The sequence below is a fragment of the Amycolatopsis sp. NPDC104863 genome (assembly GCF_055582965.1).
Genome location: NZ_JBVJOW010000005.1, coordinates 315,597 through 339,700, shown reverse-complemented (window position 1 = coordinate 339,700; position 24,104 = coordinate 315,597). Strand labels below are relative to the sequence as shown.

General features: G+C 70.8%; 17 protein-coding genes. 5 read left to right on the top strand and 12 right to left on the bottom strand.

All coding sequences use genetic code 11. From position 1 onward, the window contains the following. Positions 1-123: 123 nt before the first annotated feature. Positions 124-3,249 (bottom strand): GH92 family glycosyl hydrolase, encoded by a 3,126-nt coding sequence (locus ACZ63J_RS28440; RefSeq protein WP_465439671.1) that lies wholly within the window; start codon positions 3,247-3,249, stop codon positions 124-126. Between the two features lie 172 nt (positions 3,250-3,421). On the opposite strand from ACZ63J_RS28440, the gene ACZ63J_RS28435 reads away from it, so the two are divergent. Beyond that, on the top strand, positions 3,422-4,117 hold the full coding sequence (locus ACZ63J_RS28435; RefSeq protein WP_465303335.1) for a response regulator transcription factor: 696 nt from the start codon (positions 3,422-3,424) through the stop codon (positions 4,115-4,117). Next, on the top strand, positions 4,107-6,014 hold the full coding sequence (locus tag ACZ63J_RS28430; protein WP_465401946.1) for a sensor histidine kinase: 1,908 nt from the start codon (positions 4,107-4,109) through the stop codon (positions 6,012-6,014). Before ACZ63J_RS28435 ends, ACZ63J_RS28430 begins: the two co-directional genes overlap by 11 nt. Positions 6,015-7,757: 1,743 nt before the next feature. Here ACZ63J_RS28430 and ACZ63J_RS28425 read toward each other — a convergent pair. From ACZ63J_RS28425 to ACZ63J_RS28385, 9 genes are all read right to left on the bottom strand, one after another. Next, positions 7,758-8,585, bottom strand: coding sequence for a carbohydrate ABC transporter permease (locus ACZ63J_RS28425; RefSeq protein ID WP_465401948.1), 828 nt, complete (start codon positions 8,583-8,585; stop codon positions 7,758-7,760). Continuing rightward, positions 8,575-9,459 (bottom strand): carbohydrate ABC transporter permease, encoded by an 885-nt coding sequence (locus tag ACZ63J_RS28420; RefSeq protein ID WP_465401950.1) that lies wholly within the window; start codon positions 9,457-9,459, stop codon positions 8,575-8,577. Before ACZ63J_RS28420 ends, ACZ63J_RS28425 begins: the two co-directional genes overlap by 11 nt. Continuing rightward, the gene (locus ACZ63J_RS28415; RefSeq protein WP_465401952.1) at positions 9,456-10,748 is read right to left on the bottom strand and encodes an ABC transporter substrate-binding protein; all 1,293 of its coding nucleotides are present in this window, start codon (positions 10,746-10,748) and stop codon (positions 9,456-9,458) included. The genes ACZ63J_RS28420 and ACZ63J_RS28415 overlap by 4 nt, the downstream gene beginning before the upstream one ends. Before the next feature lie 75 nt (positions 10,749-10,823). Continuing rightward, positions 10,824-11,879, bottom strand: a complete 1,056-nt coding sequence (locus ACZ63J_RS28410; protein WP_465303324.1) for a LacI family DNA-binding transcriptional regulator — start codon at positions 11,877-11,879, stop codon at positions 10,824-10,826. Positions 11,880-11,927: 48 nt separating this feature from the next. Further along, the gene (locus tag ACZ63J_RS28405; RefSeq protein ID WP_465401954.1) at positions 11,928-13,547 is read right to left on the bottom strand and encodes an FAD-dependent oxidoreductase; all 1,620 of its coding nucleotides are present in this window, start codon (positions 13,545-13,547) and stop codon (positions 11,928-11,930) included. 252 nt (positions 13,548-13,799) lie between these two features. Then, the gene (locus tag ACZ63J_RS28400; protein ID WP_465401956.1) at positions 13,800-14,951 is read right to left on the bottom strand and encodes a 4-hydroxybenzoate 3-monooxygenase; all 1,152 of its coding nucleotides are present in this window, start codon (positions 14,949-14,951) and stop codon (positions 13,800-13,802) included. A gap of 70 nt (positions 14,952-15,021) precedes the next feature. Further along, a complete protein-coding gene (locus tag ACZ63J_RS28395; protein ID WP_465401958.1) occupies positions 15,022-15,759 on the bottom strand; it encodes an IclR family transcriptional regulator in 738 nt (245 codons plus the stop codon). A gap of 45 nt (positions 15,760-15,804) precedes the next feature. Then, positions 15,805-17,571, bottom strand: coding sequence for a chitinase (locus ACZ63J_RS28390; protein WP_465401960.1), 1,767 nt, complete (start codon positions 17,569-17,571; stop codon positions 15,805-15,807). A 737-nt stretch (positions 17,572-18,308) separates the two neighbouring features. Continuing rightward, a complete protein-coding gene (locus tag ACZ63J_RS28385; RefSeq protein WP_465401962.1) occupies positions 18,309-18,863 on the bottom strand; it encodes an AAA family ATPase in 555 nt (184 codons plus the stop codon). Positions 18,864-19,135: 272 nt separating this feature from the next. Here ACZ63J_RS28385 and ACZ63J_RS28380 point away from each other — a divergent pair, with 272 nt between their 5' ends. After that, positions 19,136-19,558, top strand: coding sequence for a hypothetical protein (locus ACZ63J_RS28380; protein ID WP_465303313.1), 423 nt, complete (start codon positions 19,136-19,138; stop codon positions 19,556-19,558). On the opposite strand, the gene ACZ63J_RS28375 is transcribed toward ACZ63J_RS28380, so the two are convergent. Both ACZ63J_RS28375 and ACZ63J_RS28370 read right to left on the bottom strand, forming a co-directional pair. Next, complete coding sequence (locus ACZ63J_RS28375; RefSeq protein ID WP_465401964.1) at positions 19,536-21,425, bottom strand: serine/threonine-protein kinase; 1,890 nt, start codon at positions 21,423-21,425, stop codon at positions 19,536-19,538. The two genes, ACZ63J_RS28380 and ACZ63J_RS28375, sit on opposite strands and share 23 nt — an antisense overlap. Continuing rightward, complete coding sequence (locus ACZ63J_RS28370) at positions 21,422-22,216, bottom strand: hypothetical protein (RefSeq protein WP_465303309.1); 795 nt, start codon at positions 22,214-22,216, stop codon at positions 21,422-21,424. The genes ACZ63J_RS28375 and ACZ63J_RS28370 overlap by 4 nt, the downstream gene beginning before the upstream one ends. 275 nt (positions 22,217-22,491) lie before the next feature. Between ACZ63J_RS28370 and ACZ63J_RS28365 the strand changes: the two genes are divergently transcribed. Continuing rightward, a complete protein-coding gene (locus tag ACZ63J_RS28365; protein WP_465401966.1) occupies positions 22,492-23,181 on the top strand; it encodes a hypothetical protein in 690 nt (229 codons plus the stop codon). An 80-nt stretch (positions 23,182-23,261) separates the two neighbouring features. Continuing rightward, positions 23,262-24,038 carry an ArsR/SmtB family transcription factor gene (locus tag ACZ63J_RS28360; protein WP_465401967.1) on the top strand — a complete coding sequence of 259 codons (777 nt, stop codon included), beginning with the start codon at positions 23,262-23,264 and terminating at the stop codon, positions 24,036-24,038. Positions 24,039-24,104 lie beyond the last annotated feature (66 nt).

Genomic DNA, 24,104 nt, shown 5'->3' with positions numbered 1-24,104 from the left:
GGAGCACCCCCGACGTTGCGACGACGCAAAGGCACACCCCCCCACCCCCAAAAACCCCCCCCCCCCCCCCCTTTGCGGGGGTGTGGGGGGCGGGAAAACCCCCCCAAACCCCCCACGACAGCGTCAGGCGAGGCCGATCGCGAACACGTGCAGGTCCGCGTCGGCCGGCAGGGTCACCGAAGCGATCTGTTTCCCGGCCGGGGCGTCGAACGGCGCCGTCGCGTAGACCGACGCCCCGCCGCCCGGGCCGCCCGGCTGGTTGCGGTGGTCCGTGCGGGCCACCAGCGTGTTGCCGAACACCGGGTCCGCGCCGCCGCCCGGGAACACCCAGTCGCCGAACGACAGGTCCGCCTGGCCGGTCGTGCCGTCGGTGAACGTGACCGTCGCCGAACCGCGGTGGTCACCGTTGGACGCCGTGCCGACGAACGACAGCCGGGTTCCGGACAGCTGGATCGTCTGCCCGGCCGCGACGACGTTGTCCGGCCGCCCGGCGGGTGCGGCGGGCCAGGTGAACGTCGTGCCCACGGCCTGCGCGGGCTTCCCGCCGACGACGCCGGCCGCGGCCAGCGCCTGCCGGGAAAGGCTGTTCCCGGCGCCGTCGATGTCGGCCGAACCCGTGTCGCCGTCGTCGGAGATGCCGACGTTCGAGTACGCCGCCGCGAGACCGTTCTTCGGCGCGACCAGCACGATCACCGAGCCGGGCACCGACGTCGCGCCGCCGCGGACGGTCACCGGCACCTGGTAGTACCCCTCGGGTGTCCCGGCGGCCACGGCGACCGTCAGCTTCGCGGTGCCGCTGCCGGTCCGGTCGTCGAGCCGCAGCTGGCGCGGCCCGGTCACCGTGATCCCGGGCGGGGCCTGGGTGGACACGTCCAGCACGCGGTCGTGCCCGCCCAGCCGCTGTCCGCTCACCGTCGCCTGGCCGCTGGTCCCCGGCGAGACGACGACCTGGTTGGTCGCCGACGTCAGGAACGGCTTCTCGTTGTCCTGATAGGACGGCGGAACCGAGTTCGCCGCCCACCGCTTGTCCGGAGTGGACTGCAGCGAGAAGTCCAGCCGACCGCCGTCGCGCGCGGTGTTCGCGGGCAGGTACGTGCGGTCCCAGTCGTGTCCGTTCAGCGACAGGTCGTGGACGTACGGTGTGGTGGCCGAGGCGCGCGGCGCCCGAAGGTCGATCGTCCGTCCATTCGGGAGGGACAGCACCGCACGCTCGAACAACGGGCTCGCCACGACCAGGTCCGGCGTCCCCGGCGTGGCCGGGTAGATGCCGAGCGCGGCCCAGACGTACCACGACGACTGCGCGCCGAGGTCGTCGTTGCCCGGCTCGCCGTCCGGGGTCGCGCTGAACAACGTCGTCGCGATCTCGCGGACCACCTGCTGGGTCTTCCAGGGCTGCCCGACGTGGTTGTACAGGAACGGAACCCCGAAGTCGGGCTCGTTGCCGGCCCACATGTTCGGCTCGTTCGGGCCGACGTTCAGCTTCTGGAAGAAGGTGTCGAGCCGCTGCGAAACCGCCGCGGGCCCGCCCATCGCCGTCACCAGCCCGGCCGGGTCCTGCGGCACCAGCCAGGTGTACTGCGCGGCGTTGCCCTCGTCAAAACCGTCCTGGCCGAACTTGCCGGGCGGCGGCGGGACGTAGGCCGGGCCGTCCGGGAAGCGGCCGTCCTGCGCCCGCGGCTGCAGGTAGCCGGTCAGGGGGTTGAAGATGTTCTGCCAGTTCTGGCCGCGCTTGGTGAACTCCCGGGCGACGTCGCGGTCGCCGATCCCCTGCGCGAACTGCGCGATGGCGAAGTCGTCGATCGCCCACTCCAGCGTGATCGACGCCCCGACCCGCGCGTGGTCACCGCGCGAGGCGTCGTTGTTCGGCATGTACCCGCGCGCGACGTAGTCGGAGATGCCCCGGCGCTCCTGGTACGCGCCGGGTGTGTTGTCGACCGACGTCGCCCCCTTGACCAGGTACTTCAAGGCCGTTTTGACGTCGAAGTCGCGCGCGCCGAACGCGTACAGGTTCGAGATCAGCGCGACCGAGCTGTCGCCGGTCATCTGGCCCGTGTAGCCGTTCGCCATCGGCCAGCGCGGCCACCAGCCGCCCTGCACGGCGTCGTTCGTCAGCGACTGCGCCATGTCGCTGGCTTCCTTCGGGAACAGCATGGCGTGCAGCGGCGCGAGTGAGCGGTAGGTGTCCCAGTCGGAGAAGTTCGCGTACTGGTGACGGCCCTTCGGCAGCGTCCGGACCTGGTTGTCGAAACCGATGTACCGGCCGTCGGCGTCGTCGAAGGTGTTGGGGTGCATGAGCGAGTGGTACAGCGAGGTGTAGAACGTCTTGAGCTGAGCCTCATCGCGACCCGCGACGCGGATCTTACCCAGCGCCTGCGTCCACCTGTCCCGGGTGGACTTCCGGACCGCGGCGAAGTCGAAGCCCGGAACTTCCGCCGCCGCGTTGGCCTTCGCGCCGTCGACGCCCACATAGGACATCGACACCTTGGCGTGCACGGTGCCGGACCCGAAGGTCAGGTACGCGCCCGCCCGCGGCGAGTCGACGCTGTCGGTGTCCGGCTTCACCGACGAGCCGTCCCAGGTGCCGTGCGCGGTGAACGGCTGGTCGAACGTGATGTCGTAGTAGACCGTGTAGTGGTTCCCCTTGCCGCAGAAGTTGCCCGTGGTGGCCGAGCCGCTGACCTCGCGGTCGCCGGTGACCTTCAGCGTGGCGGCGGAGTTCCCGGCGAGGCTCGCACCGCCCTTGACGAGCACCTGCGGCGTCGAGCCGGCGGGGTAGGTGAACGTCGCGAGCCCGGTGCGCGTGGTCGCCGTCAGCTCGGCCCGGACCTTCGAGTCGGCGAGCGTCACGGCGTAGTAGCCCGGCTCGGCCTTCTCGTCGTCGTGGGTGAAGTGCTCGACGCGATCCCAGGGCGCGCTTCCGACGTCGCCGGTGACCGGCAGGATCGGCACGTCACCGAACGCGTTGCAGCCGACCGAGGCGTGGTCGAGGCTGAAACCTCGGATCTGATCGGAGTGGTACTGGTAGCCGGCGTACGCGCCTTGGGTGTCCGGCGAGAACTGCATCATCCCGAACGGCGCCGCGGGACCCGGGAAGTTGTTGATCTCACCGACCGAACTGCCGCCCCGGCCGGTGCCGATCAGCGGGTCGACGTAGGCCGAAGGGTCCCCGACCAGGGGTGACATCGTTGTCGGCGCCGCCGAAGCGACAGCGGGCGCCCCGAGCACCGCCGTCGTCACGAGAGCCGCCATGAACCTGAACCGCACCGGGTGCCTCCCGATCAACGCCGACCATTTCATCCGACCTTTGCCTGCCCCGGGGCCCGGGGTCAACACTTTGACAAAGACCTGGCTCGTGCCCGGAGGTATGAAGATCCGGTCAGGATCGGGTGGCCGCCTTGTCAGGACGCCTAACCTCGACGCCGTGTGCGCACGTGTGCTGGTCGCGGAAGACGACGAGAAGCAGGCCGAGGTCCTCCGGCTCTACCTGGAGAGCGAGGGCCACACCGTCGTGCTGGCCCCGGACGGCCGGGCGGCGCTCGACGAAGCCCGCCGCGAGCGCCCTGACCTGCTGGTTCTCGACGTCATGATGCCCAAGGTCGACGGCCTCGACGTCTGCCGGATCCTGCGCGGCGAGTCCGACGTCGCGGTGCTGATGCTGACGGCTCGCGCCACCGAGGACGACCTGCTGCTCGGCCTCGACCTCGGCGCCGACGACTACCTGACCAAGCCCTACAGCCCGCGCGAGCTGATGGCGCGGGTCCGCACGCTGCTGCGGCGCACCGCGGCCCGGCGCGAGCCGCCGGACACGGCGTTGCGCGTCGGCGCGCTGCGGCTCGACCCGGTGCGGCACGAGGTGTCGGTCGACGAGCGCCCGGTGGAGACGACCCCGGGTGAGTTCCAGCTGCTCGAGACGCTGATCCGGCAGCCCGGGCGGGTGTTCACCCGGCGGCAGCTGCTGGAGCTGACCCGCGGGGACGACCGGTTCGTCAGCACCCGCATCATCGACGTCCACGTGCTCAACCTGCGCAAGAAGATCGAGCCCGACCCGCAGCACCCCGCGTACCTGCGAACGGTGTTCGGCGTCGGGTACAAGCTGACGGACGAAAATGGGTCGTAGCCGCTTCCCGCGCCGGCGCAGCCTGGTCGTCCGGCTCACCGCCGTCTCGCTGCTCATCGCGCTCGGCTCGATCGCCGCGACCGCGTGGCTCGCCGTGCAGACCACCACCCGCGCGATCCAGCAAGAGCAGGGCCAGGCGCTCTCGGGTGACGCGACGATCTACACCGAGCTGCTCGGTTACGCGGCGGCCAACCACACGTGGGACCTGGCCGGGCCGAAGCTGCGGGCGCTGTCCGAGCAGACGGGCCGCCGGATCGTGCTGACCACGATCGACCGCCGGGTGCTGGGCGACTCCGGCGGCGCGCCGGTGACCCTGCCGGTGAAGGCGACCGCGTCGGTCGACCCGTTGCACGTCGACCCCGTGCTGCTGCCCGAGGCCGGCACCAGCGGCATCGACCCGCGCGCGGTGGGCCCGTTCAAGCTGCCGCCGAACGAGCGCGCCGACCTCGACGGCCTGGCCAGGAAGGCCGTGGCCTGCCTCGACTCGCTGGGCATCACCGGCCAGGTGCGGGAGTCGGCGAGCGGGCGGGCCCAGCTCACCGGCGCCGACCCGCTCAGCGTCCGCTACTTCGCGGCCAAGTGCGGGATCTACGAGCTGGCGGAGCCCACCCCGACCGAGCGAACCGCGCTCGACAGCCTCAACGAAGCGGTGAACCGCTGCCTGCAGAGCCAGGGGGCGCAGGAGGTGAAACTGAGCCTCGACCTCGAAGTGCTCGCGGCCCCGGACCAGGGGCCGAGCCAGAGCTGCCTCGACTCGGCCCGGCGCGAGCAGCTCACGCCGTTCGTCGCGCCGCCCGCGTTGCTGTTCACCCTCGGCCCGAGCGGCTCGCAGCTGCCGACGTTCACGCTGTCGCAGGAGAACCTCACCCGGATCCTCGCGGTCACCGGCGGTGTCCTGGTGCTGGCCGCCGCGATCACCGTCCTGGTCGCGCGGCGGCTCGCCCGCCCGCTGCGGGCGCTGACCGAAGCCGCCCAGCAGGACCGGCCGGCGCCGGTGAAGTCCCGCGACGAGGTCGGGTACCTCGCCACCGCGTTCAACGACCTCACCGCGCGCCGCGAGCGCATCGAGGAGCAGCGCAAGGCGATGGTCAGTGACATCGCGCACGAGCTGCGCAACCCGCTCAACGTCATCCGCGGCCGGCTGGAGGCCGCCGAGGACGGCCACCTGCCGTTCGACCACACGCTGAGCGCGTCCCTGCTGGAAGAAACCGTGCTGCTGCAGCACATCGTCGACGACCTGCAGGACCTCGCCGCGGCCGACGCCGGGCAGCTGCGCCTGCACCCCGAACCGCTCGACGCGGCCGAGCTCGCCGGCCACGTCGCCGCCGCGCTCGCCGACCGGGCCGCCGCGGGCGGGATCACGCTCACCGTCGAGGCCACCGGCGAGAGCGTGGTGGCGGCCGACCCGGTGCGCCTGCGCCAGGTGGTCGGGAACCTGGTGACCAACGCGATCCGGCACACGCCGGCCCGCGGCCGGGTGACGATCCGCGTGTCGTCCACTGTGGACGCGGTGACGCTCGCCGTCGCCGACACCGGCACCGGGATCCCCGCCGCGGACCTGCCGCACGTGTTCGACCGGTTCTGGCGGGCCGAGAAGTCCCGCAGCCGCCAGACCGGCGGCAGCGGGCTCGGCCTCGCCATCGTGCGCCACCTCGTGCAGGCCCACGGCGGCACGGTGACCGCGGAGTCCGAAGTGGACGCCGGGTCGACGTTCACCGTCCGGCTACCGAAGCCGGATCTCCGTGGTGAGGGTCCCGGAGTGCGGGACCCGCAGGACGTGCAGCCGCCGGGCGCCGTCGCGCAGGAAGGTGACGGCGGTGGCGGTGACGGTCGCGCCCAGGACAGTTCCCCAGCCGATCGTGATCGTCGTGCGGCCGCGGCGGATCGTCAGTCCTGACGCGGTCGCGGTGGTGTTCGCGCCGTAGGTGACCGTTGTGCCGTCGGAGAAGCGCACGTCGTCACCCGGGTGCAGGACGAGCGGGACCTGCTCGGTGAGCGGGGTGGTGCCCCGGACCGCGCGGGTGACGGTGTCGCGGGTGATCGTCAGGTCGGTCCGGATCCGGGTGTCCAGGCCGTACCGGACGACGACCGGCGCCGAGCCGGGCACCTTGCGGCTGCCGTCCCACGCGCGGTCGCCGAGGAAGAACGCCGAGTCCAGGAGGCCGCGGGCGTCCGGGCTGCCGTTCGGGAGCAGGCTGGCCCAGCACTGCGTGTCGTCCTGCTGCGAGTGGACGACCATGCCGGCCCGCGGGTGCCACAGCAGGCCCTGCGCACCCCGGACGTAGCTCGACGGCCGGGTGCCCCAGAACCCGGCGAGGTACAGCTCCGGACGGCGGACGTAGCAGTAGATCTGGTTCAGCTCGTCGTCCCGCCGCTGCACGGCGAAGTCGGTCGAACGCAGGTAGGGCAGCTGCCGGAGCGCGGCTTGTTTTGCTCCGTGCGAAGGGAAAGCCTCGCCGTAGGAGACGTGCGCGAGGATGCGCGGCGAGGTGTCCTGTTTGGCCGGTCCGATCGCCGGGCCGGGCGTTTTCGCCCACTGCCGCCGGCTTTCGGCCCGGTCCTCCCGGGTGGTGAAGACCGCGGCCAGGTCGGGGACTTCCGGCACGAACAGCGAGGCGAGATTGGTTCGGTCGGGGTCCGGGATGACGTCGTCGTAATAGGACACGTGCGTGCGGCTCGACGTCGCGACGTAGGTCAGCGAGCCCGAGCCGTCCGGTTCGCGGACGACGTTGTAACCGAACCAGTCCGCGAACTTCCGCGCCATCCCGACCACCGTGCGGTTGCGGGTCAGCGCGTAGATCTCGGCGAGCTCCGGGAGCATCACCTCGAAGTTGTAGTTGACGTCCATCCCGGTCGGCTCGTAGAAGAACCCGGCCGGGCTCTGGCCGTTCGCCGCGAGGAACTCGATGCGGTCGTGGAGCTGCCTGGCGAGTCCGGCGTCCGGGTTCAGCTTGAGCGCCAGCTGCGAAGACGACAGCCCGGACGTGTTCTGGTTGGCGAACTCGATCGGGTGGGCCCAGATCGGGTTGGCCGGATTGAGGAACCACGTCATGCCCTGGTGCAGCGCGGCTTCCAGCTGCGCGCGGCGGGCGGGCAACGCGTTGACCTGGCGCAGGTTGGCGAGCGTCTTGGCCAGGTAGCCCAGGCCGAACCCGGTGGCGGCCTTGGACTTCTCGGTGATCGAGTACTCCGGGAACGAACCGTCGGGGTGCTGCAGGTTCAGGTAGTGCGCGATCGCCGCGTCGAGCCGGTTCCGCAGCGCGGGATCCAGGAAGTACGGGTTCCACGGCCGCCGGTTCGCGTGGAACCAGCTCAGCGTGTAGACGTGCTCCTGGACCCGCGCGTTGTACGGCTCGCTCGGCGTCCGCCACCAGCCGCCGCCGAAGAAGCCCAGGGTGGCCGGATCGGTGCTGACATCGTTGACAATGCCCGGCAGAATGGCGAGATAGGGCGCAAAACGCTGCTCCACGGGGCTGAACAGCCGCCGGTCGGGCGCACCGGGCGGCAGCGGGGCGAGCGGCGGGTACGGCCCCGTCGACGGCGGCACCTCGGCCGACGCCGTCCGGGCGCCCGCGAGGCCGAGCACCGCGGCGGCCGTGGCCCCGCCGAGGAAGGTTCTGCGATCGAGCACGACTGCCTCCTAGCCTTTGAGGCCGCTTTGGGCGAGCCCTTCGACGAACTGGCGTTGCGCGATGATGAACACGATCAGCACCGGCACGACCGTGGTGGTCGCGGCGGCGAGCTGGACGTTCCAGAGGTGGCCGCCGTAGACGTCGACGTACTGCGTCAGCGCCACCGGCAGCGTGAACATGTCCTTGTCGGTCAGGTAGACCAGCGGTTCCAGGAAGAAGTTCCACGTGTTGAGGAACGTGAAGATGGCGACGGCGGCCAGCGCGGGTTTTGCGATCGGCAGGGCGACCCGGCGGTAGAGCCCGAACCGCGAGAGGCCGTCGAGCCGCCCGGCTTCCTCCAGTTCACCCGGGATCGTGATGAAGAACTGCCGCATCACGAACGTCGCCAGCACGCTCGGCGCGCCGAAGATCGGCACGACGATCAGCGGCCAGTGCGTGTTGGTCAGCCCGAGGTCGTCGACCACCCGGAACAGCGGGATGATCGTGACCTCGCTCGGCACCATCAGTCCGATGAGGATCAGCCCGAACAGCTTCTCGCCGCGGAACCGGATGCGCGCGAACGCGTACCCGGCGAGCGAGGAGAAGAACATCGTGCCGAGCGTGACGAGCACGGCGATGTACAGGCTGTTGAAGTACTGCCGCGCCAACGGGAAGTCGGTGAACGCGGCCCGGTAGTTCTCCCACTGCGGCTGGTTCGGGAACAGCTTCGGCGGGTACGCGAGCACCTCGTTGGCCGGCAGCAGCGACGCCGTGATCATCCACCACGTGGGGAACACGAACGGCACGGCCAGCACGACCATCACCGCGTAACAGGCGATCTTCGCCCTACGACTCATGGAACACCCACCGCCTCCGCATCCGCCACTGCAGCAGCGTGAGCACGAGGATCACCAGGAACAGCACGACGGCCAGCGCGGAGCCGTAACCGAGGTCGTGGTTGGCGAAGGCCTGCTGGTAGAAGTAGAAGACCAGGACGTTGGTGCTGTCCGCGGGCCCGCCGAGGGTCAGCACCTGGATCTGCGCGAACACCTGCAGCGCGCCGGCGACGGTGATGATCGCCGTCAGCAGTGTCGTCGGGCTGATCATCGGCAGGATCACCGACCGGAACCGCCGCCACGGCCCGGCGCCGTCCAGCTGGGACGCCTCCATGATGGACGACGGAATCCCCTGCAGCGCCGCGAGGAACAGCACCATGTTCAACCCGACGTTCTTCAGCACCTGCACCACGATCACCGACAGCATCGCGGTGCCGTTGCCGCGCAACCAGTTCGGGCCGTCGACGCCGATCGCCTGCAGCAGCGAGTTGATCCCGCCGTTGTCCTGCAGGAGGAAGTTCCAGACGATCGTCCACGCGACGAGCGTGACGACCACCGGCGAGAAGAAGACCGTCCGGAACACCGTGGTGCCCCGCAGTTTCAGGTTGAGCAGCAACGCCAGCGAGAGCGCGAGTGCCAGGTTCAACACCACCAGGCCCACACAGAAGATCGCCGTCGCGCGGGCGACCTTCGGCGCGGTCGGGTCGTCGAAGAGCTTCGCGTAGTTGTCCGCGCCCGCGAAGGACGACGTCCCGGCCAGCAGGTTGACGTCCTGGAAGCTGTACCAGACCACCGCGGCCAGCGGCGCCACGACAAAAGCGAGGAAGCCGAGAGCCTGCGGGGCGATGAAGAGCCACCCCGCGAGCTCCTCGCGCTTCTTCGAGGTCAGGGTCATTGGCTCAGCGCCGGGTCGATCGCCTGGCAGACCCCGGCCAGCGCGGCGGGCACGTTCGCGTCCGGCTTCCACATCGGGTCCAAAGCGGACTGGACGAGCGACGCGATCCGCGCGCTCCCGGTGTGCGACGGCAGCACCGCGCCGGTCTTGATCCCGTTGACCACGACGTTCTGCAGCTGTTCCTGGCTGAACAGCGGGTTCGCCTTGGCCAGGGTGGCTGCGTTGAGGAGGCTGTCGCGGGCGGGCGGGAAGTACTGGCCGAGCTTCGCCGAGTTGGCCGGGTTGGTGAAGAAGGCGAGGAAGTCCGCGGCGGCCTTGGCGTGCTTCCCCTTCACCGGGACGCCGATCCCGGCCTGCCCGACGACCTGCGCGTTCGCCTTCGGCCCGGCGGGCAGCGGGACGATGCCCCACTCGAACGGCTTGGCCTTCAGCAGCCCGGCGCGGCTGATCTGCGCGATCGTGAGACCGCTTTCCCCGGCGAAGAAGTCCGCCGTGGTGCCCGGGCCGGGCAGCGCCTTGTCCCTGAAGATCGCCTGGTGCAGGAAGGTCATCGCGGACGTCATCTCGGGGCTGGTGAAACCGCAGGTCCTGCCGTCCGGACCCCAGGCGTCAGCGCCGAAGCCGCGCCACACCGAGGCGAGCAGCACCCACTGCTTGTACTCGAACTCGCGGATGACCAGGCCGGCCTTGCCGGTGTCCTTCGCGGCGACCTGGGTGGCGATCTGCTTGGCGGCGTCCCAGGTCCACCGTCCACTTGCGAGCAGCTGGTCGGGGGTTTCGGTGATCCCGGCCTGGGTGAGCAGGTTCTTGTTGTAGAACATGCCGAACGGCGACGTCGAGAACGGGTAGGCGTAAAGGCCGCTGTCCTTGGTCCACAGTTTTGTCGCGGACGGGACCAGCTCACCGGCGTTGTACCCGGCGGCCGCGGCCAAAGTGGGCTTCAGGTCGGTGAGCGCGCCGGACTGGACGAAGTCGGGCGCGTCGCGCTCGAGGATCCACGCGAGGTCCGGCGGGTTGCCGCCGGAGAGCTGGGTGGTGAGCGCGGCCGAGTACGCGCTGGTGTCGCCCGGGACGACGTCGAACTTGACCGACGCGACCTCCGGGTGGGCCTTGCGGTACTCGGTGGCGATGGAGTCGAAGAGGGCGAGCTGGTTCTTGTCGGTGGTCCAGACCGTCATGCGCAGGGCGATGTTCGTGTTGTCACCGGCGCCGCCCGAGCAGGCGGCCGAAGCCAGTGCGACGGCGGACACGGCCGCGGCGACGAGCAGCCGGGCTCTCTGGTAGGCCACGATGCCTCCTGGTTATTCGAATTAGCAGCGACGGTAAGCGTCGCCTTCCGGGCTGTCAACAGCCAGTGCGCCTGGTTATCGAGTGTGCACTGTGGAGGGTGCGGCCGCAGTCGCCCCTTCGTGGATCGTGCACGGCAGCAGCAGTTGTCTCGGTTTCGGGTCCGCGAGCAGCCCGACGAGGACGCGCACCGCGTGCGCGCCCATCTCGTGGCGCGGGATGCGGAACATCGACCAGTCCGCGCCGGTGCTCGGCACGGCGTGCGCCCGCGGCTGCTGCGTCGGGTCCGCGTCGCCCAGCACCACGATCGAGAGGTCGTCCGGCACGCTGATCCCGGCGTCGTGCGCGCACGCCAGGATCGCGTCGGCCATCGCCGAGCTCTCGACGAGCAGCGCCGTGACACCCTCGTCGCGCGCCTGCCGCAGCGCGAGCGCCGGGTCGACCTCGAGGAACACCAGCGGCGTCCGGCGGTGCTTGCGCGCGGCCGCCTCGTACCCGGCGCGCCGGTCGAGCGTCGGCTCGTTCTCCTCGGTCACGCTGAGCAGCCCGATCCGGCGGTGCCCGAGCCCCCACAGCCACTCGTGGACCTCACGGGTGGCCGCGACGTAGTCCGCGCCGACGTAGCTGATCGGCCCGGTCGGCGACTCGCGCCGGCCGACGAACACGAACGGGAACTGCTCCTCGACCAGCTGCGCGAGCTCCTGCGGGTCGTTGTGCCGGCCGAGCAGGACCGAGCCGTCGGCGATGCGCAGCCGGTTCGTGCCCTGGTCGTAGATCCGGCGGCGCCCGTCGCGGCGGCCACCGCTGGTGAACAGCAGCAGGTCGAAGCCCTGCGCCTCGGCCTCCTCCTCGATGCCGAGCAGGAACGGCCGGTAGAAGTCGGCCACGCCGGACGGGAACACCGACTCGTAGGTGAACACCCCGAGGATCTGGTTGGACTTCCCGCGCAGCCGGCGGCCCATGATGTCCACGGTGTAGCCGGTTTCGCGCAGCACCTGCTGCACGCGCTCGCGGGTCTCGGGGGTGATGCGGAGGCTGTCGGAGCCGTTCAGCACCATCGAGACGACGGCCTGCGAGACGCCGGCCAGCCGTGCCACCTGCGCCTGCGTGACGCGGCCCGAACCCGCCGTCATCCGTGACTCCCTCCCGCGTGACTCCGTGAGACCTTACCGGCGGCACAGTCAGTACCCCCGCACTTCCGGCCACCGGCGCTCCACCCCGGCGGCGTCCAGCACGCGCGCGAAGTCTTCGAAGAGGCGCGGGTCGGTCTTGACGTCCCGTGGTTCGATGTCCTCGCCGAGGGCGAACGCGGCCAGCAGCCCGGCGACCTCCCCGATGTTCCACTCCACGGGGTGCAGCCGGAAGCAGCCGTTCGTGATGTGCGTGGTGCCGATGTTCTTGCCGGCGGGCAGCAGGTTGGTCTTCGACACCGGCAGCAGCGCGCCGAGCGGGATCTCGTAGGGCACGCTCGCGACGTCGATGTAGTTGTCCCCGCCGGTCGACGGGTGCAGGTCGATCCGGTAGCTCCCGACCCCGACGGCGTCTTCCCGGCGGACCCGGCCGTCGACCCCGAGGATCTCGGCCGAGACGTCGTGCTCGGTGACCGTGGTGAGGGCCTTGATGCGCCGCGCTTCGCGGATGTACGCGGACTTCGCGAGCCCGTCTTGCGTGTCGGTGACGTCGGGACGGAGCTTGAGGCCGGGGAAGCCGGTGCCGCCGTCGGCGCGGGGTGCTTCGGTCTGCAGCCAGTACAGGACGGACAGGCTCAGCTGCTTGGCTTCGTGGTGGGCGGTCCGGACGTCGGCCTCGGTCGTGTGGCCGGGAATGGTGTGCGACGGCTTGAGCCAGTAGTCGTTGAGCGGCCAGTTGACCAGCGTGATGTCCGAGCCGAAGGCGCCGTCGGTGTGGAGGTTGCGGGCGAGGATGCGGCGGAAGGCCCACAGTTCCTTGTCCCCGGCGTCGGCGCTCTGGTCGGCGCTCACGGCGAGCGGGTCGCCGGGCGGGTTCGGGACGAAGGTGCGTTTGACCGGCTCGAGCGTCCGCGGGTCCGGCGCGACGAAGCCGAGCAGCGGGCCGGGCCAGAAGTCCGGCTGGTAGTCACGCCAAAAGCCGTACATCTCCGGCCGGTCGATGACGTGGTTTTCGCCTTCGTGGTGGGAAACCGCGAAGCAGTAGGTGAAACCCTGCAGGTTCGCCGGGTCGGCTTTCTCGGGCGCGTGGGGTTCGCCGTGGTCCGCGTGGGATTCGGCGCCGGTGACGTGCTCGGTGCCGGTGAGCGGCAGGAGGTCGCCGTTCTCGGTGGCGTCGAGGACGTACTGGGCGGTGACGGTCACCTTGTCCGCGCCGCTTTCGAGGACCACGGCGTCGACGCGGTCTTGCGTCGTGTGCGCCCCGACCGGCCGGTGGTTCCTCAGGACGCGGATCCGCCCGGCGCTGACGTGCGGCGCGAGCATGGCTTCGACGACGGCCAGGGCCACGCGAGGTTCGTGACAGAGCTTGCTGACCCTGCCCGCGCCGGGGTTCAGCTCCGGCCGCTTCGCGGCTTCGGCGCGGAGCGGGTAATGGCGGCGGTAGTGCGCGCGGATCCCTTCGCGCAGCTCGCGGTAGGTGCGGGTGGACCCGAACCGCTCGATCCAGGGGTTCTCGTCCGGCGGCACGGCCTGCGCGGTCAGCTGCCCGCCGAGCCAGCCGGTCTCCTCGGTGAGCACGACCCGCCGGCCGTGGGACGCCGCGGCCAGCGCGGCGGCAACCCCGCCGAGTCCCCCGCCGACCACCAGAATCTCCGTGTCCAGTTCCCTCATGAAGCCTTCCCCGGCGCTGATAATTCGAATTACTACGCGGGTATGGTGCGCGAGACAAAGCCCGGACGTCAAGAGGGAGTTGGTGCCGGAAGGGTCGACACGCGTGTCCGGAGGGTCGACACGCGTGATCAGGAGGTCGACACGCGTGATCAGAGGGTCGACACGGCACAGGCCCGGCCCGCGCGGTGTGTCGACCCTTCAATCACGCGTGTCGACTGCTCAATCACGCGTGTCGACCTCTCGATCACACCGCTACAGGGGCAGGCCGGAGTAGTTGTCGGCCAGTTCGGTGGCCGCCGCGGTCGACGTCACCGTGCGGTGGAGCTGGGCGAGCTGGAGCTGGGCGTCGAAGCTGTCGCCGTGGCGGTGCAGCATCGACGTCATCCACCACGAGAAGTGCGTGCACCGCCAGACCCGCCGCAACGCCGCGTCCGAGTACGCGTCAGCCAACGAGTTGTCGCCGCGGAAGGACGCCGTCAGCGCGGTCGCCAGCCGTGCGACGTCGGCGACCGCCAGGTTCAGCCCTTTCGCGCCGGTCGGCGGCACGATGTGCGCGGCGTCCCCGGCCAGGTAGAGGTTTCCGTGCCGCATCGGCGTCGAGACGAAGCTGCGCATCGGCAGCACGCTCTTCTCGGTGATCGTGCCGGTCTGCAACGTCCACCCGGGAAAGCCCAGCCGGGTCGACAGCGCCGTCCAGATCCGGTCGTCGCTCCATTCGGCGATGTCCTCGTCCGGCGCAACCTGCAGGTAGAACCGGCTGACGCGCGGCGACCGCATGCTGTGCATCGCGAACCCGTCCGGGTGCCAGGCGTAGATCAGCTCGTCCGACGACGGCGCGACGTCGGCCAGCACTCCCAGCCACGCGAACGGATACGCCCGCTCCGACACCTGAGGGTCCGGAATGGACAGCCGGCTCGGCCCGTGGAAGCCGTCGCAGCCCACGACCACGTCCGCGTCGACCCGCTGCGCCGCGCCGTCAGCGTCCACAAAGGTCACGAACGGCGAGCCCGTGACGTCGTGCAGCGTGACGTCCGACGCCGAGTAGTACACCGGCCGGCCCGCCTTTTCCCGCGCCGCCATGAGGTCCTTGGTGATCTCGGTCTGCCCGTAGATCGTGACCGGCCGCCCGACGAGGTCGACGAAGTCCAGGTGGTGGCGCTCCCCCGGCCACTGCAGGTGGATCCCGCGGTGCTCCATGCCCTCGGCGTCGAGCCGGTCGGCGAGGCCCACCGACCGCAGCAGCTCGACCGTCCCCGCCTCGAGCATGCCCGCGCGGATGCGCGCCTGGACGTGCTCGGCGGTCTGCCGCTCGACGAGCACCGAGTCGACGCCCTCGAGGCCGAGCAGGTGGGACAGCAGCAGCCCGGCCGGGCCGGCGCCGACGATGACGACCTGGGTGCGCACGGGAACGTCCTTTCACGCGGAGGACCCGAGCATGAGCCACCCGCCACGGCGACCTCTACGGCATTCTCATTCAGTGAGAGAGCGTTCGCGAGATCCCGCGCGCCGCCGCACGCAACGCCGGGATCTGCATCCGCGCGGAGTCGTCGTTGGGCACGATCACCGACAGCGCCGCGACGACCTCACCGCCGCGTCCCCGCAGCGGGACGGCGATCCCCGTGGTCTCTTCGTCGATGAAGCCCGCGCAGTACGCGTAGCCGTCCCGCCGGACGTCGGCGAGGAAGCGCCGCAGCCGCGCGGCATCGGTCAATGTGGTCCGGCGGAACGCGCCGAGCGGACCGGCCAGCACCTGTTCCTGCAGGTCAGCGGGCGCGTGGGCGAGCAAAACGAGCCGGGACGACGACGCGTGCAACGGCAGCCGCCCGGCCACCCGCGTCACGTTGACCACCGCGCCGGGCGCCGAAAGCCGTTCGACGAACAGCACCTCGCGGTCCTCCAGCACCGCGAGCTGCGTGTGGTGCCCGACGACGGCGTGCAAGTCCTCCATGAACGGCAGCGCCGCCTCGCGCAGCCCCAGCGTCGGGGACGCGCGCGAAGCCAGCTCCCACAGCCGGACGCCCACCCGGATCCTCCGATCGGTGTCCCGCCGGAGCCAGCCGTGCCCGACCAGCTCCTCGACCAGCCGCGACGCCGTCGCGACGTGCAGCCCGGCGCGGCGCGCGATGTCGGTGACGCGCAACGCGGGCGCGTCCGGTTCGAACGTCTCGAAGATCCGGACGACGCGCGTCAGCACGGAGTCGCGTTTGACCACGTCAGGCAGTGTGCCCCACCGGTCGGCGGGGCACACCGCGACGCGTCACGGCAGCGAGTTCAGGAACGGCTCGTGGCTGTTCTGGAACTCCCAGTTGTAGTACTTGTCCCAGTTGATCGACCACGTCATCAGCCCGCGCAGCGCCGGCGACGTGCCGCCACGCAGGGTGTAGGAACCACAGCCGCTGCCCTTGACCAGGCAGTTCACGGCGGTCTGGACGTCCGCGGGCGAGGTGTAGCCGTTGCCGGCGCTGACCGCCGCGGGCAGCCCGATCGCGATCTGGTCCGGCCGCAGCCCCGGGAAGAACTGCCCGGTGTTCGCGACGGTGAAGCCGGCCTTGAGCATGTCGGTCATCGCGATGTGGAACTCCGCGCCGCCCATGTTGTGGTACTGGTTGTCCAGGCCCATGACCGGGCCGGAGTTGTAGTCCTGGACGTGCAGCACGGTCAGCGAGTCGCGCAGCGCGTGGATCACGGGCAGGTACGCGCCGGTCCGCGCGTCACCGGCGCCCGAGCCGCCGTAGAACTGGTAGCCGACCTGCACGAAGAACGTCTCCGGCGCCATGGTCAGGACGAAGCCCGAGCCGTACTTGGCCTTGAGCGACTTCAGCGCGGAGATCAGGTTGACGATCACCGGCGTGGTCGGGTTGCGGAAGTCGGTGTCGCCGGCGTTGAGCGAGAGCGAGTGGCCCTCGAAGTCGACGTCGAGGCCGTTGAGGCCGTACTTGTCGATGATCGCCGAGACGGAGCTGACGAACTTGTCCCGCGCGGCGGTGGTCGTCAGCTGGACCTGGCCGTTCTGGCCGCCGATGGAGATCAGGATCTTCTTGCCCTGCGCCTGCTTCGCCTTGATGGCGGCGATGAAGTCGGCGTCACTCTCGACGTTCGGGCATTCGGCGGCGGAGCAACGGTTGAAGCGGATGTCCCCGGAGGTGACGGACGTCGGTTCGCCGAAGGCGAGGTCGATGATGTCCCACGCGGCGGGGACGTCAGCCATCCGGACGTAGCCGGAGCCGTTCGCGAAGCTGGCGTGCTGGTAGCCGATCAGCGCGTGCTTCGGCAGGCCGGTGTCGACGCAGCCGGTGGTGGTGGCGCTGGTCGTGGTCGTTTTCGGTGATTCACCGGCAGAGTTGTACGCGGCGACGGCGTAACTGTGGGTCGTGCAGGCGGCCAGGCCTCCGATGGTGGCGCTGGTGCCGGTGGTCGTCGCGACGACGGTGCTGCCTTCGTAGACGCGGTACCCGGTGACGGTCCCGGCGGCAGCGCCCCAGCTCAGGGCGATGGAGGTGTTGGTGACTCCGCCGGTTGCCGGGGTCCCGGGCGCACCGGGTGTGCCGGGGGTGCTGCCGCCGGGGCCGTCGAGGACGACGTCGTCGGCGTAGTAGGTGCCGGCGCCGTACCAGCCGTGGAGGTAGAGCTGGGCGGAGGTCTGGTTGCCGGTGGTGAAGGTGAGGGAGAGCTGGTTGTAGGCGCTCGCGTTGCCGGACCAGGTGGAGGCGCCGCCGGTGATGCCGAGGTAGACGGGGTTCCCGCGCACCCAGGCCGAGACGGTGTAGGTGGTGTTCGGCAGGACGGACACGGTCTGCGAGCACTGCGCGTAGTCGGCACCGACGGGCGTGCCGGCGAGGGCGTAACTCCCGCCGTGCACGGGAGTGCTGACGGTGGTGGCGTTGGCGCAGGTCCAGCCGGAGAGCGAGCCGGCCTCGAAACCGGGGTTGGCGAGGAGGTTGGCCGCTTCGGCATGCCCGGCCGCGAGACCGGAGAGCGCCAGTACGAAGGCGGCGAGGGTTGCGGACAGTCTGGAACGCCTCATCGGGTCCTCCAGTCGGGGAGAGACCTCTGATTGTCTAGACCAATATGTAAAATGTCCAGACCAACTGGGGGTTGGAGGTGGGTTCGGGCGCGTGCCGCGGGTCGAGGGTTGGCGAGTTTGCGGGCGGCCGGTGGTCTTCGGCGAAGCCGCGGCTCGCCCGGCAGGCTCCGGCATCGCCGCGGCTGGGCTGGCGCGCTCCGGAGAAGCCGCGGCTGGACCAGCGAGCTTCGGCATCGCCGCCGGATGGGGCTCACACCGGCGAGTGGCGGCTCGACCGCGAAATCCTCACCGCCGCGGGCGATCCTGCGGGTGAGGTGAGCGGCACTGCCGCCTTCGACCGACAGGGTTCGGCATCGCCGCCGGATGAGGCTCGACCGGCGGACTCGGCATCGCCACCGGATGAGACTCGACCGGCGGGCTTCGGCATCGCCGCCGGATGAGGCTCGACCGGCGGACTCGGCAACGCCACCGGACGAGACTCGACCGGCGGGCTTCGGCGTCGCCATCGGTCGGGCCCCGACCCGGCTGAAGCCCCGGACCGCGCGCCAAGCCGCTTCGACCGGCGGCGGCGACGCGGCCTACTCGGCCAACCACGGGCGTTCCCCGAGGCGGCGGACCCTGCCAAGTGCCGCATCCCTCGGCGGATGTCAGCCACCGCGGCGTTCACCGGCGCCGCGGAACCCCTGCCAGGCACTGCGTCCCGGTAGATGTGCGACTCCCGTGCCGCCGAGGCCGCCTCAGCAGGTCACCAGCAGCTTGGCCACCAACCGCGTCCGACCCGCCTTCGCCCGATCGACCACCTGCACGCTCTCCCACCCCACCGGCACCTGCTCGGCGAGCAACTCCTCCCGCCACTTCCCCGCCCGCCGGACATGCCGCGCGAACGACCGCGGCCGCACCAACCTCCCCCGGCTGCGCTGGCCCGCCAGCGCCTGCTCCGCCGTCACGTCCAGGAACAACAGCCGCACCGAACGGCCCGTCAAGCGGCCCACCACCGCCAGGAGCGCCCGGGTCGATGCCCGCGTCGACGGCTCGTGGACCACGATCGGGCCCTCCGCCTCGATCGCGCGGCGGACGATGCGCACTCGGTGCCACGCGTGGACCACCGGCCGGTAACAGCGGTACGGCACCGCCGGCGCCACCGCCGCCAGGCGGGAGCGGACCTGGTCGGAGTCGAGGACCGGGAGGCCGGGCGCGGCGTGGCGGAGCATCGTCGTCTTGCCCGCTCCGGGCAGGCCCGCGACCACGAGCATGTCGCGCGGCCCGAGCTCGATGACAGTGGGCTCGCTCATGCCCGCTCAACGCCCCAGCGAAGGTAATGGTTCCTTTACCTTCTACTCACGGAGCGTAGTGGGCGAAAGACCACCTGTGCGGTGAACACCACCCGGCCGAGCGCCGGTTCTCACGCACTGTCCTTCACTTCACCCACTCGCCTGAAAACCCATGCGTCCCAAGGCATCCGACGGCGGAACCGCTTCGGGTGAAGATCGTCCACAGCCCTTCCCGGCGTCCGGAAAATCCTTATCTTCTGGAAGGGACGCTCGGCTAGAACAGGGGAAACCTCATGACCCAGTCGCTGGAACTCCCGGTCCAGGAATTCTGTCTCGATTGGACGCTCACGGGCGACGAAGGGGGCCGGGTCGGGGTCACGCTCTCCGGGCAGGTCTCGCTGCTCGACAACAACCGCTTCTACAAGGTCGACGGCGTCATCTACGTCACCGAGGGTGACGCCGACATCCGCGCGGTCGGCAACCCGTGCCTGTCCGTGCGCCGCAACGGCGTCGAGAAGACGGGCCGCCAGTGGGGCTGGGAGATGTGCTCCGCCCGCAAGCGCCTCGGCGCGCTCACCACGATGGAGGGCTACTTCGTCCGCACCGGCTACTGGGCGCCCGCCGACCGAGCGATCCAGCTGAGCCTCTGCGCCGAACACGGGTGGAGCCGGCGCAAGAGCTACAGCCCGCACGTCACCGTCCGGATGGTCGACTGACCACAGTGGACGCCCGGCGGCGCGCCGCGGCGACGACGAGCCCGGCCGCGACCGCGCCGGCCACCGCACACCCGGCGCCGAACCCCGGTGACGGCTCGTGCACCCGCAGCACCGAAACGCACAGCCACACCGCGGCGCCGAACAGGATGCCCAGCACCGGCCCGCCGACGGCCGCGCCGCGCCACCGGTGGCCGTTGCGGATGGTCCGGAGCCCGGATTCGAGGTAGGCGAGCGCGAACAGCGCCAGGATCAGGCTGCCCGCGCCCATCGCGCTGGCCAGCGGGTGCTGGCTGGTGAGGAGCGTGAACGTCTGGGTGGCCGGGCCGGTCCGCACGATGGCCGTCACCGCGCCGCCGACGATCCACCGCGAGATCCCCGGGAACGTGAGCTGTGCGGTGAAGCCGTTGCCGTCGGCCTTCGCCTGGGCCTCGGCCGAGCCCAGCGGAATCCCGGCCGCGGCCAGGTCGATCGCGACCGGGCCCGCGCTGCCGGGGCCGGTCAGCGTCAGCGGCTTGCTGAGGTCGACTTCGACCGGCGTGGCCACCGAAGCGCCACCGAGGTTCAGCGTGGGTGACGCCTCGTGCGGCAGCCGCGCGGGGTTGAGCAGCGCGAGGACGACCAGCACAACGGCGGCGGCCCCGGCGGCCAGCCGCAGCCAGAGCACGGCGGCCGCACCCGCCGCGGGTTCGGCGGCACCGGAGTGGGGATCGGCGTACGGCCCGGACCCACCGGCTCCGCCGTATGGCCCGGACCCGCCGGAACCACCGTGCGGCCCGGATCCACCCCGATCGCCGTAGGGCCCAGCCTCGGCCAGCCCACCGGACCCGGCCGGATCCGCATAAAGCCCGGCCCCCTCCGAGGCACCAGCCCCCGGCCACCCGTTCGTCGCGGTCAACGTCGGCGCAGGCCCAGGCTGCCGCACCGGCCGCGTCCTCGCCTCCCCCGGCGCCGCCGGGGTGGTCGCCGAATTCAGCCCCGCGATCACCCGGGGCGTCAGGTGCAGCACCGGCACCCCGGACCGCTCGAGCCACCCCGAGCCGTAAACCGCGGTGGCCGCCGCAGCCAAATCGGCCGCGAACGACTCCGCCTCCCGGTAACGCGCTTCGAGCTCGCGCGCGAGGCTGCGCATGATCACGCCCGCGATCGGCATCGGCACCCCCGCGATCGGGCGCGGGTCGGTGAACATGTGCTGGCGCATCATGCTGATCGCGCCGCGGGTGTTGTCGAACGGCAGCTGCCGCGACAGCAGCTCGTACAGCACCGTGCCCGCCGCGTACACATCGGCCGCCGGGCTCAGTGCGTTGCCCATCGCCTGCTCCGGTGCGATGTACGCCGGTGTCCCGAGGATCTCGCCGCCGTGCGTGACCAACGTGGCGCCCTCGCTGATGACCCGCGCGATGCCGAAGTCCGCCACCTTCATCACGCCCTGCGTGCTGAACAGCAGGTTCCGCGGCTTGACGTCGAGGTGCAGCACCCCGGCCCGGTGCGCCGCGTGCAGCCCGGCGAGCATCGCCAGCCCGATCGCGCACGCCTGCTCACCGCTGACGCCGTCGCCGTGGAAGCGGCTGTGCACCGTGCCGCCGTCGAGCCGCTCCATCACCAGCAGGTGCTCGCGGCCGGTGCGAACGTAGTCGTACACCGGCACGATGTGCGGGTGGTCGAGGCTGGCCAGCACCCGGGCCTCGCGGTCGAACAGCTCGCTGCTCGCGGTGTGGTTGAGCACGTCCCAGGGCAGCTGCTTGATCGCGACGCTCCGGCCGAGCGTCCGGTGCGTCCCGGCGAACACGACCCCCATGCCGCCTTCGCCGATTTCGGCCCCGATGTCGTACTGCGGCAGCGCGGCGACCAGCTCGGCCGGTGCGCTCATCGGGTGAATTCCTGCGTGGACGGAACCGCCATCCGGACGGTGGCGCCGTCACCCGCGGTGACGGCGGCCGGCGGCGCCGGGTGCGGGGTCAGGTAGCCGAGCAGGAACGCGATGGCCGCGGCGCCGAGCACCACCGGGATCTCGATCGCCGGCTCCGGCGGCACCAGCCGCAGCACCGACAGGCTGATCACCGCGACGAGGCCGGTGCCGAACCCGGCGGGCAGGAACCGCAGGCCACGGCGCCAGCGGTTCGGCGCCAGCTTGTGCCGGGCCAGCGCCAGCAGCGACGTCAGCCAGGCCAGGATCGTGAGCACCAGCATCGCCAGGCCGAAGACGCCGTACACCGACCAGATCGAGCCGCGGACGTCGGCGACCGTCGTCGCCTCGCCGAGCGTCGAGCGCTGGGCGTCGAGCAGCTCGACCGACGACGGCAGCAGCCCGGTCGCCTGCCCGCTCAGGTCGCCGAGGTCGAGGACGAACGTCCGGGTGACCGTGCCGCGAGCCGGCACTTCGAACGGCGCTGTGGTGTCGTAGGCGAAGAACGTGAGCGCGAGCGCGACCCCGGAGAGCCGCACGCTGCGGACCTTCACCGGCGCGACGCCGGAGTTGGTGGCCACGACCTGCAGCTCGACCTGCTGGGCGGGGTCGATCGGCACCGTGGCGTCCGCGATCGGCCGCCGGTCGATCGTCGCCTGCACCTCGAGCGAGCCGCCCGCCGCCGACGCCGCCGGCGCGCCGAGCACCAGCACGCACAATCCCCACGCAACCCCCGCCGCGATGAGACGTCCCATTTGCGCATCCCCTACTTGCGTAATCCGACTGGTCGGGAATGCTACAGCGAGCACACACCGGGGAGGGACGTCCGATGAGAATCGTGGTTCGGCTGTTTTTCGGCGCCGTGGCCGGAACGGTGCTGCTGCTGGCCTTTGCGGGCAACGCCAACGCACAATACACTTCTTCGGTTGGTTTGAAACCGTCGAGCGGTAAGGCCGGAAGCTCGTTCACCATTTCCTGGAGTTTCTATCCGTGCGGCACCCCGATCACATTCTCGTGGAACGGCACCCCGATGTGGACGGGGAACGCGACCCTCCAGCAGACCAGCGGCACGGTCGCGGCGACCGTGCCCGCGGGCGCCCAGCCCGGCACCTACCCGGTCACCGGCACGTGCACCAACGCCCGGACCAAGCAGCCGCTCACCGCGAGCAGCCGCTTCACCGTGACCGGCTCGCCGACCACCACCCCGCCGCCGGTGACGACCACCCCGGTGACACCGCCGCCGGTGACCACCCGGCCGGCCACCCCCGGCACCACGACGACCCCGCCGACCACGACCACCACTCCGCCGACCACGACGACGACCCCGCCGACGTCCACCACCCCGACGCCCCCCGGCACGCCGGTGACCACCAGCACCGAGCCGAAGCCGGGTGAGCTCGTGCTCGACCGGCCGAGCATCCAGCCCGGTGACACGCTGTCGGCGTCCGGCAAGGGGTGCGAGCCGAGCCGGATGGTGCGGCTGACCTCCGACGGCGCCGAGGTCGGCTCCGCCTACACCGACAGCTCCGGCGGGTTCACCGCGCCGGTCCAGTTCACCCGGATCGAGGCCGGGCGGCACACCGTGGTCGCCGAGTGCGGGGTGCGCCTGACCGGGGCCGTCGACCAGGTGGTCACCCGGTCCTCCGGCGGGCAGACCGGCACGCTGGTCGTCCTTGTGTTCTTCGTGCTGGCCGGCATCGCGGTGATCCGCTTCCCCTGACCCACCCGGTTGACATGCAGCCGTATGGCTGCCTATCGTGAATAGGCAGCCGGACGGCTGCATGTCATGGAGAAGACGTGATGGACGAGGTTTTCAAGGCACTGGCCGATCCCAGCCGCCGCCGGCTGCTGGACGCGCTCAACGAGCGCAACGGCCGGACCCTGCGCGAGCTGTGCGCGGGGCTCGACATGGCCCGCCAGTCGGTGAGCAAACACCTGGCCGTGCTCGAAGCGGCCGGGCTGGTCACGACGACCTGGCGCGGCCGCGAAAAGCTGCACTACCTCGACGCCGCGCCGATCAACGCGATCGCCGAACGCTGGATGACCCGCTACGACCGCAAGCGGGCCGGCGCACTGGCCGACCTGAAACGAGCCCTGGAGTCGACACCGATGAACGAATTCGCCTACACGACCTATATCAACACGACCCCGGAGAAACTCTGGCAAGCGCTTACCGATCCGGCGTTCACGAGCCAGTACTGGGGCGTCTCCTTCACCACCGACTGGAAAAAGGGCTCGCCGATGACGTGGGCGGAAAGGGGCGCGGAAACGAGCGACCCCGACCAGGTCGTCCTCGAATCCGACCCGTTCCACCGGCTCGCCTACACCTGGCACACTTTCACGCCGGAATGGGCGAAGAGCAACGGCATCGACGAAGAGACATTGGCGAAACTGCGCTCGGAAAGCCGGACGAAAGTCACGTTCACCCTGGAGCCGCACGGGGAAATGGTGAAGCTGACGGTGCTGCACGACGGTTTCGACGACGGCAGCACCGCGCGCGAGATGTGCAGCCAGGGCTGGCCCGCCCTGCTCTCCAGCCTGAAGACGCTCCTGGAGACCGGCGTCCCCCTTCCGTGAGCGGGACCAACCGGACCAACCGTCCTAACCAGACAGAACTGGCACAGGGAAACGTCTGAATTCTCC

Excerpts from the sequence above, each read along its gene's own strand:
- ACZ63J_RS28440 (WP_465439671.1), bottom strand. The coding sequence starts at position 3,249 with ATGGCGGCTCTCGTGACGACGGCGGTGCTCGGGGCGCCCGCTGTCGCT.
- ACZ63J_RS28430 (WP_465401946.1), top strand. The coding sequence starts at position 4,107 with ATGGGTCGTAGCCGCTTCCCGCGCCGGCGCAGCCTGGTCGTCCGGCTC.
- ACZ63J_RS28425 (WP_465401948.1), bottom strand. The coding sequence starts at position 8,585 with ATGAGTCGTAGGGCGAAGATCGCCTGTTACGCGGTGATGGTCGTGCTG.
- ACZ63J_RS28420 (WP_465401950.1), bottom strand. The coding sequence starts at position 9,459 with ATGACCCTGACCTCGAAGAAGCGCGAGGAGCTCGCGGGGTGGCTCTTC.
- ACZ63J_RS28410 (WP_465303324.1), bottom strand. The coding sequence starts at position 11,879 with ATGACGGCGGGTTCGGGCCGCGTCACGCAGGCGCAGGTGGCACGGCTG.
- ACZ63J_RS28405 (WP_465401954.1), bottom strand. The coding sequence starts at position 13,547 with ATGAGGGAACTGGACACGGAGATTCTGGTGGTCGGCGGGGGACTCGGC.
- ACZ63J_RS28390 (WP_465401960.1), bottom strand. The coding sequence starts at position 17,571 with ATGAGGCGTTCCAGACTGTCCGCAACCCTCGCCGCCTTCGTACTGGCG.
- ACZ63J_RS28385 (WP_465401962.1), bottom strand. The coding sequence starts at position 18,863 with ATGAGCGAGCCCACTGTCATCGAGCTCGGGCCGCGCGACATGCTCGTG.
- ACZ63J_RS28380 (WP_465303313.1), top strand. The coding sequence starts at position 19,136 with ATGACCCAGTCGCTGGAACTCCCGGTCCAGGAATTCTGTCTCGATTGG.
- ACZ63J_RS28375 (WP_465401964.1), bottom strand. The coding sequence starts at position 21,425 with ATGAGCGCACCGGCCGAGCTGGTCGCCGCGCTGCCGCAGTACGACATC.
- ACZ63J_RS28370 (WP_465303309.1), bottom strand. The coding sequence starts at position 22,216 with ATGGGACGTCTCATCGCGGCGGGGGTTGCGTGGGGATTGTGCGTGCTG.
- ACZ63J_RS28365 (WP_465401966.1), top strand. The coding sequence starts at position 22,492 with ATGTGGACGGGGAACGCGACCCTCCAGCAGACCAGCGGCACGGTCGCG.
- ACZ63J_RS28360 (WP_465401967.1), top strand. The coding sequence starts at position 23,262 with ATGGACGAGGTTTTCAAGGCACTGGCCGATCCCAGCCGCCGCCGGCTG.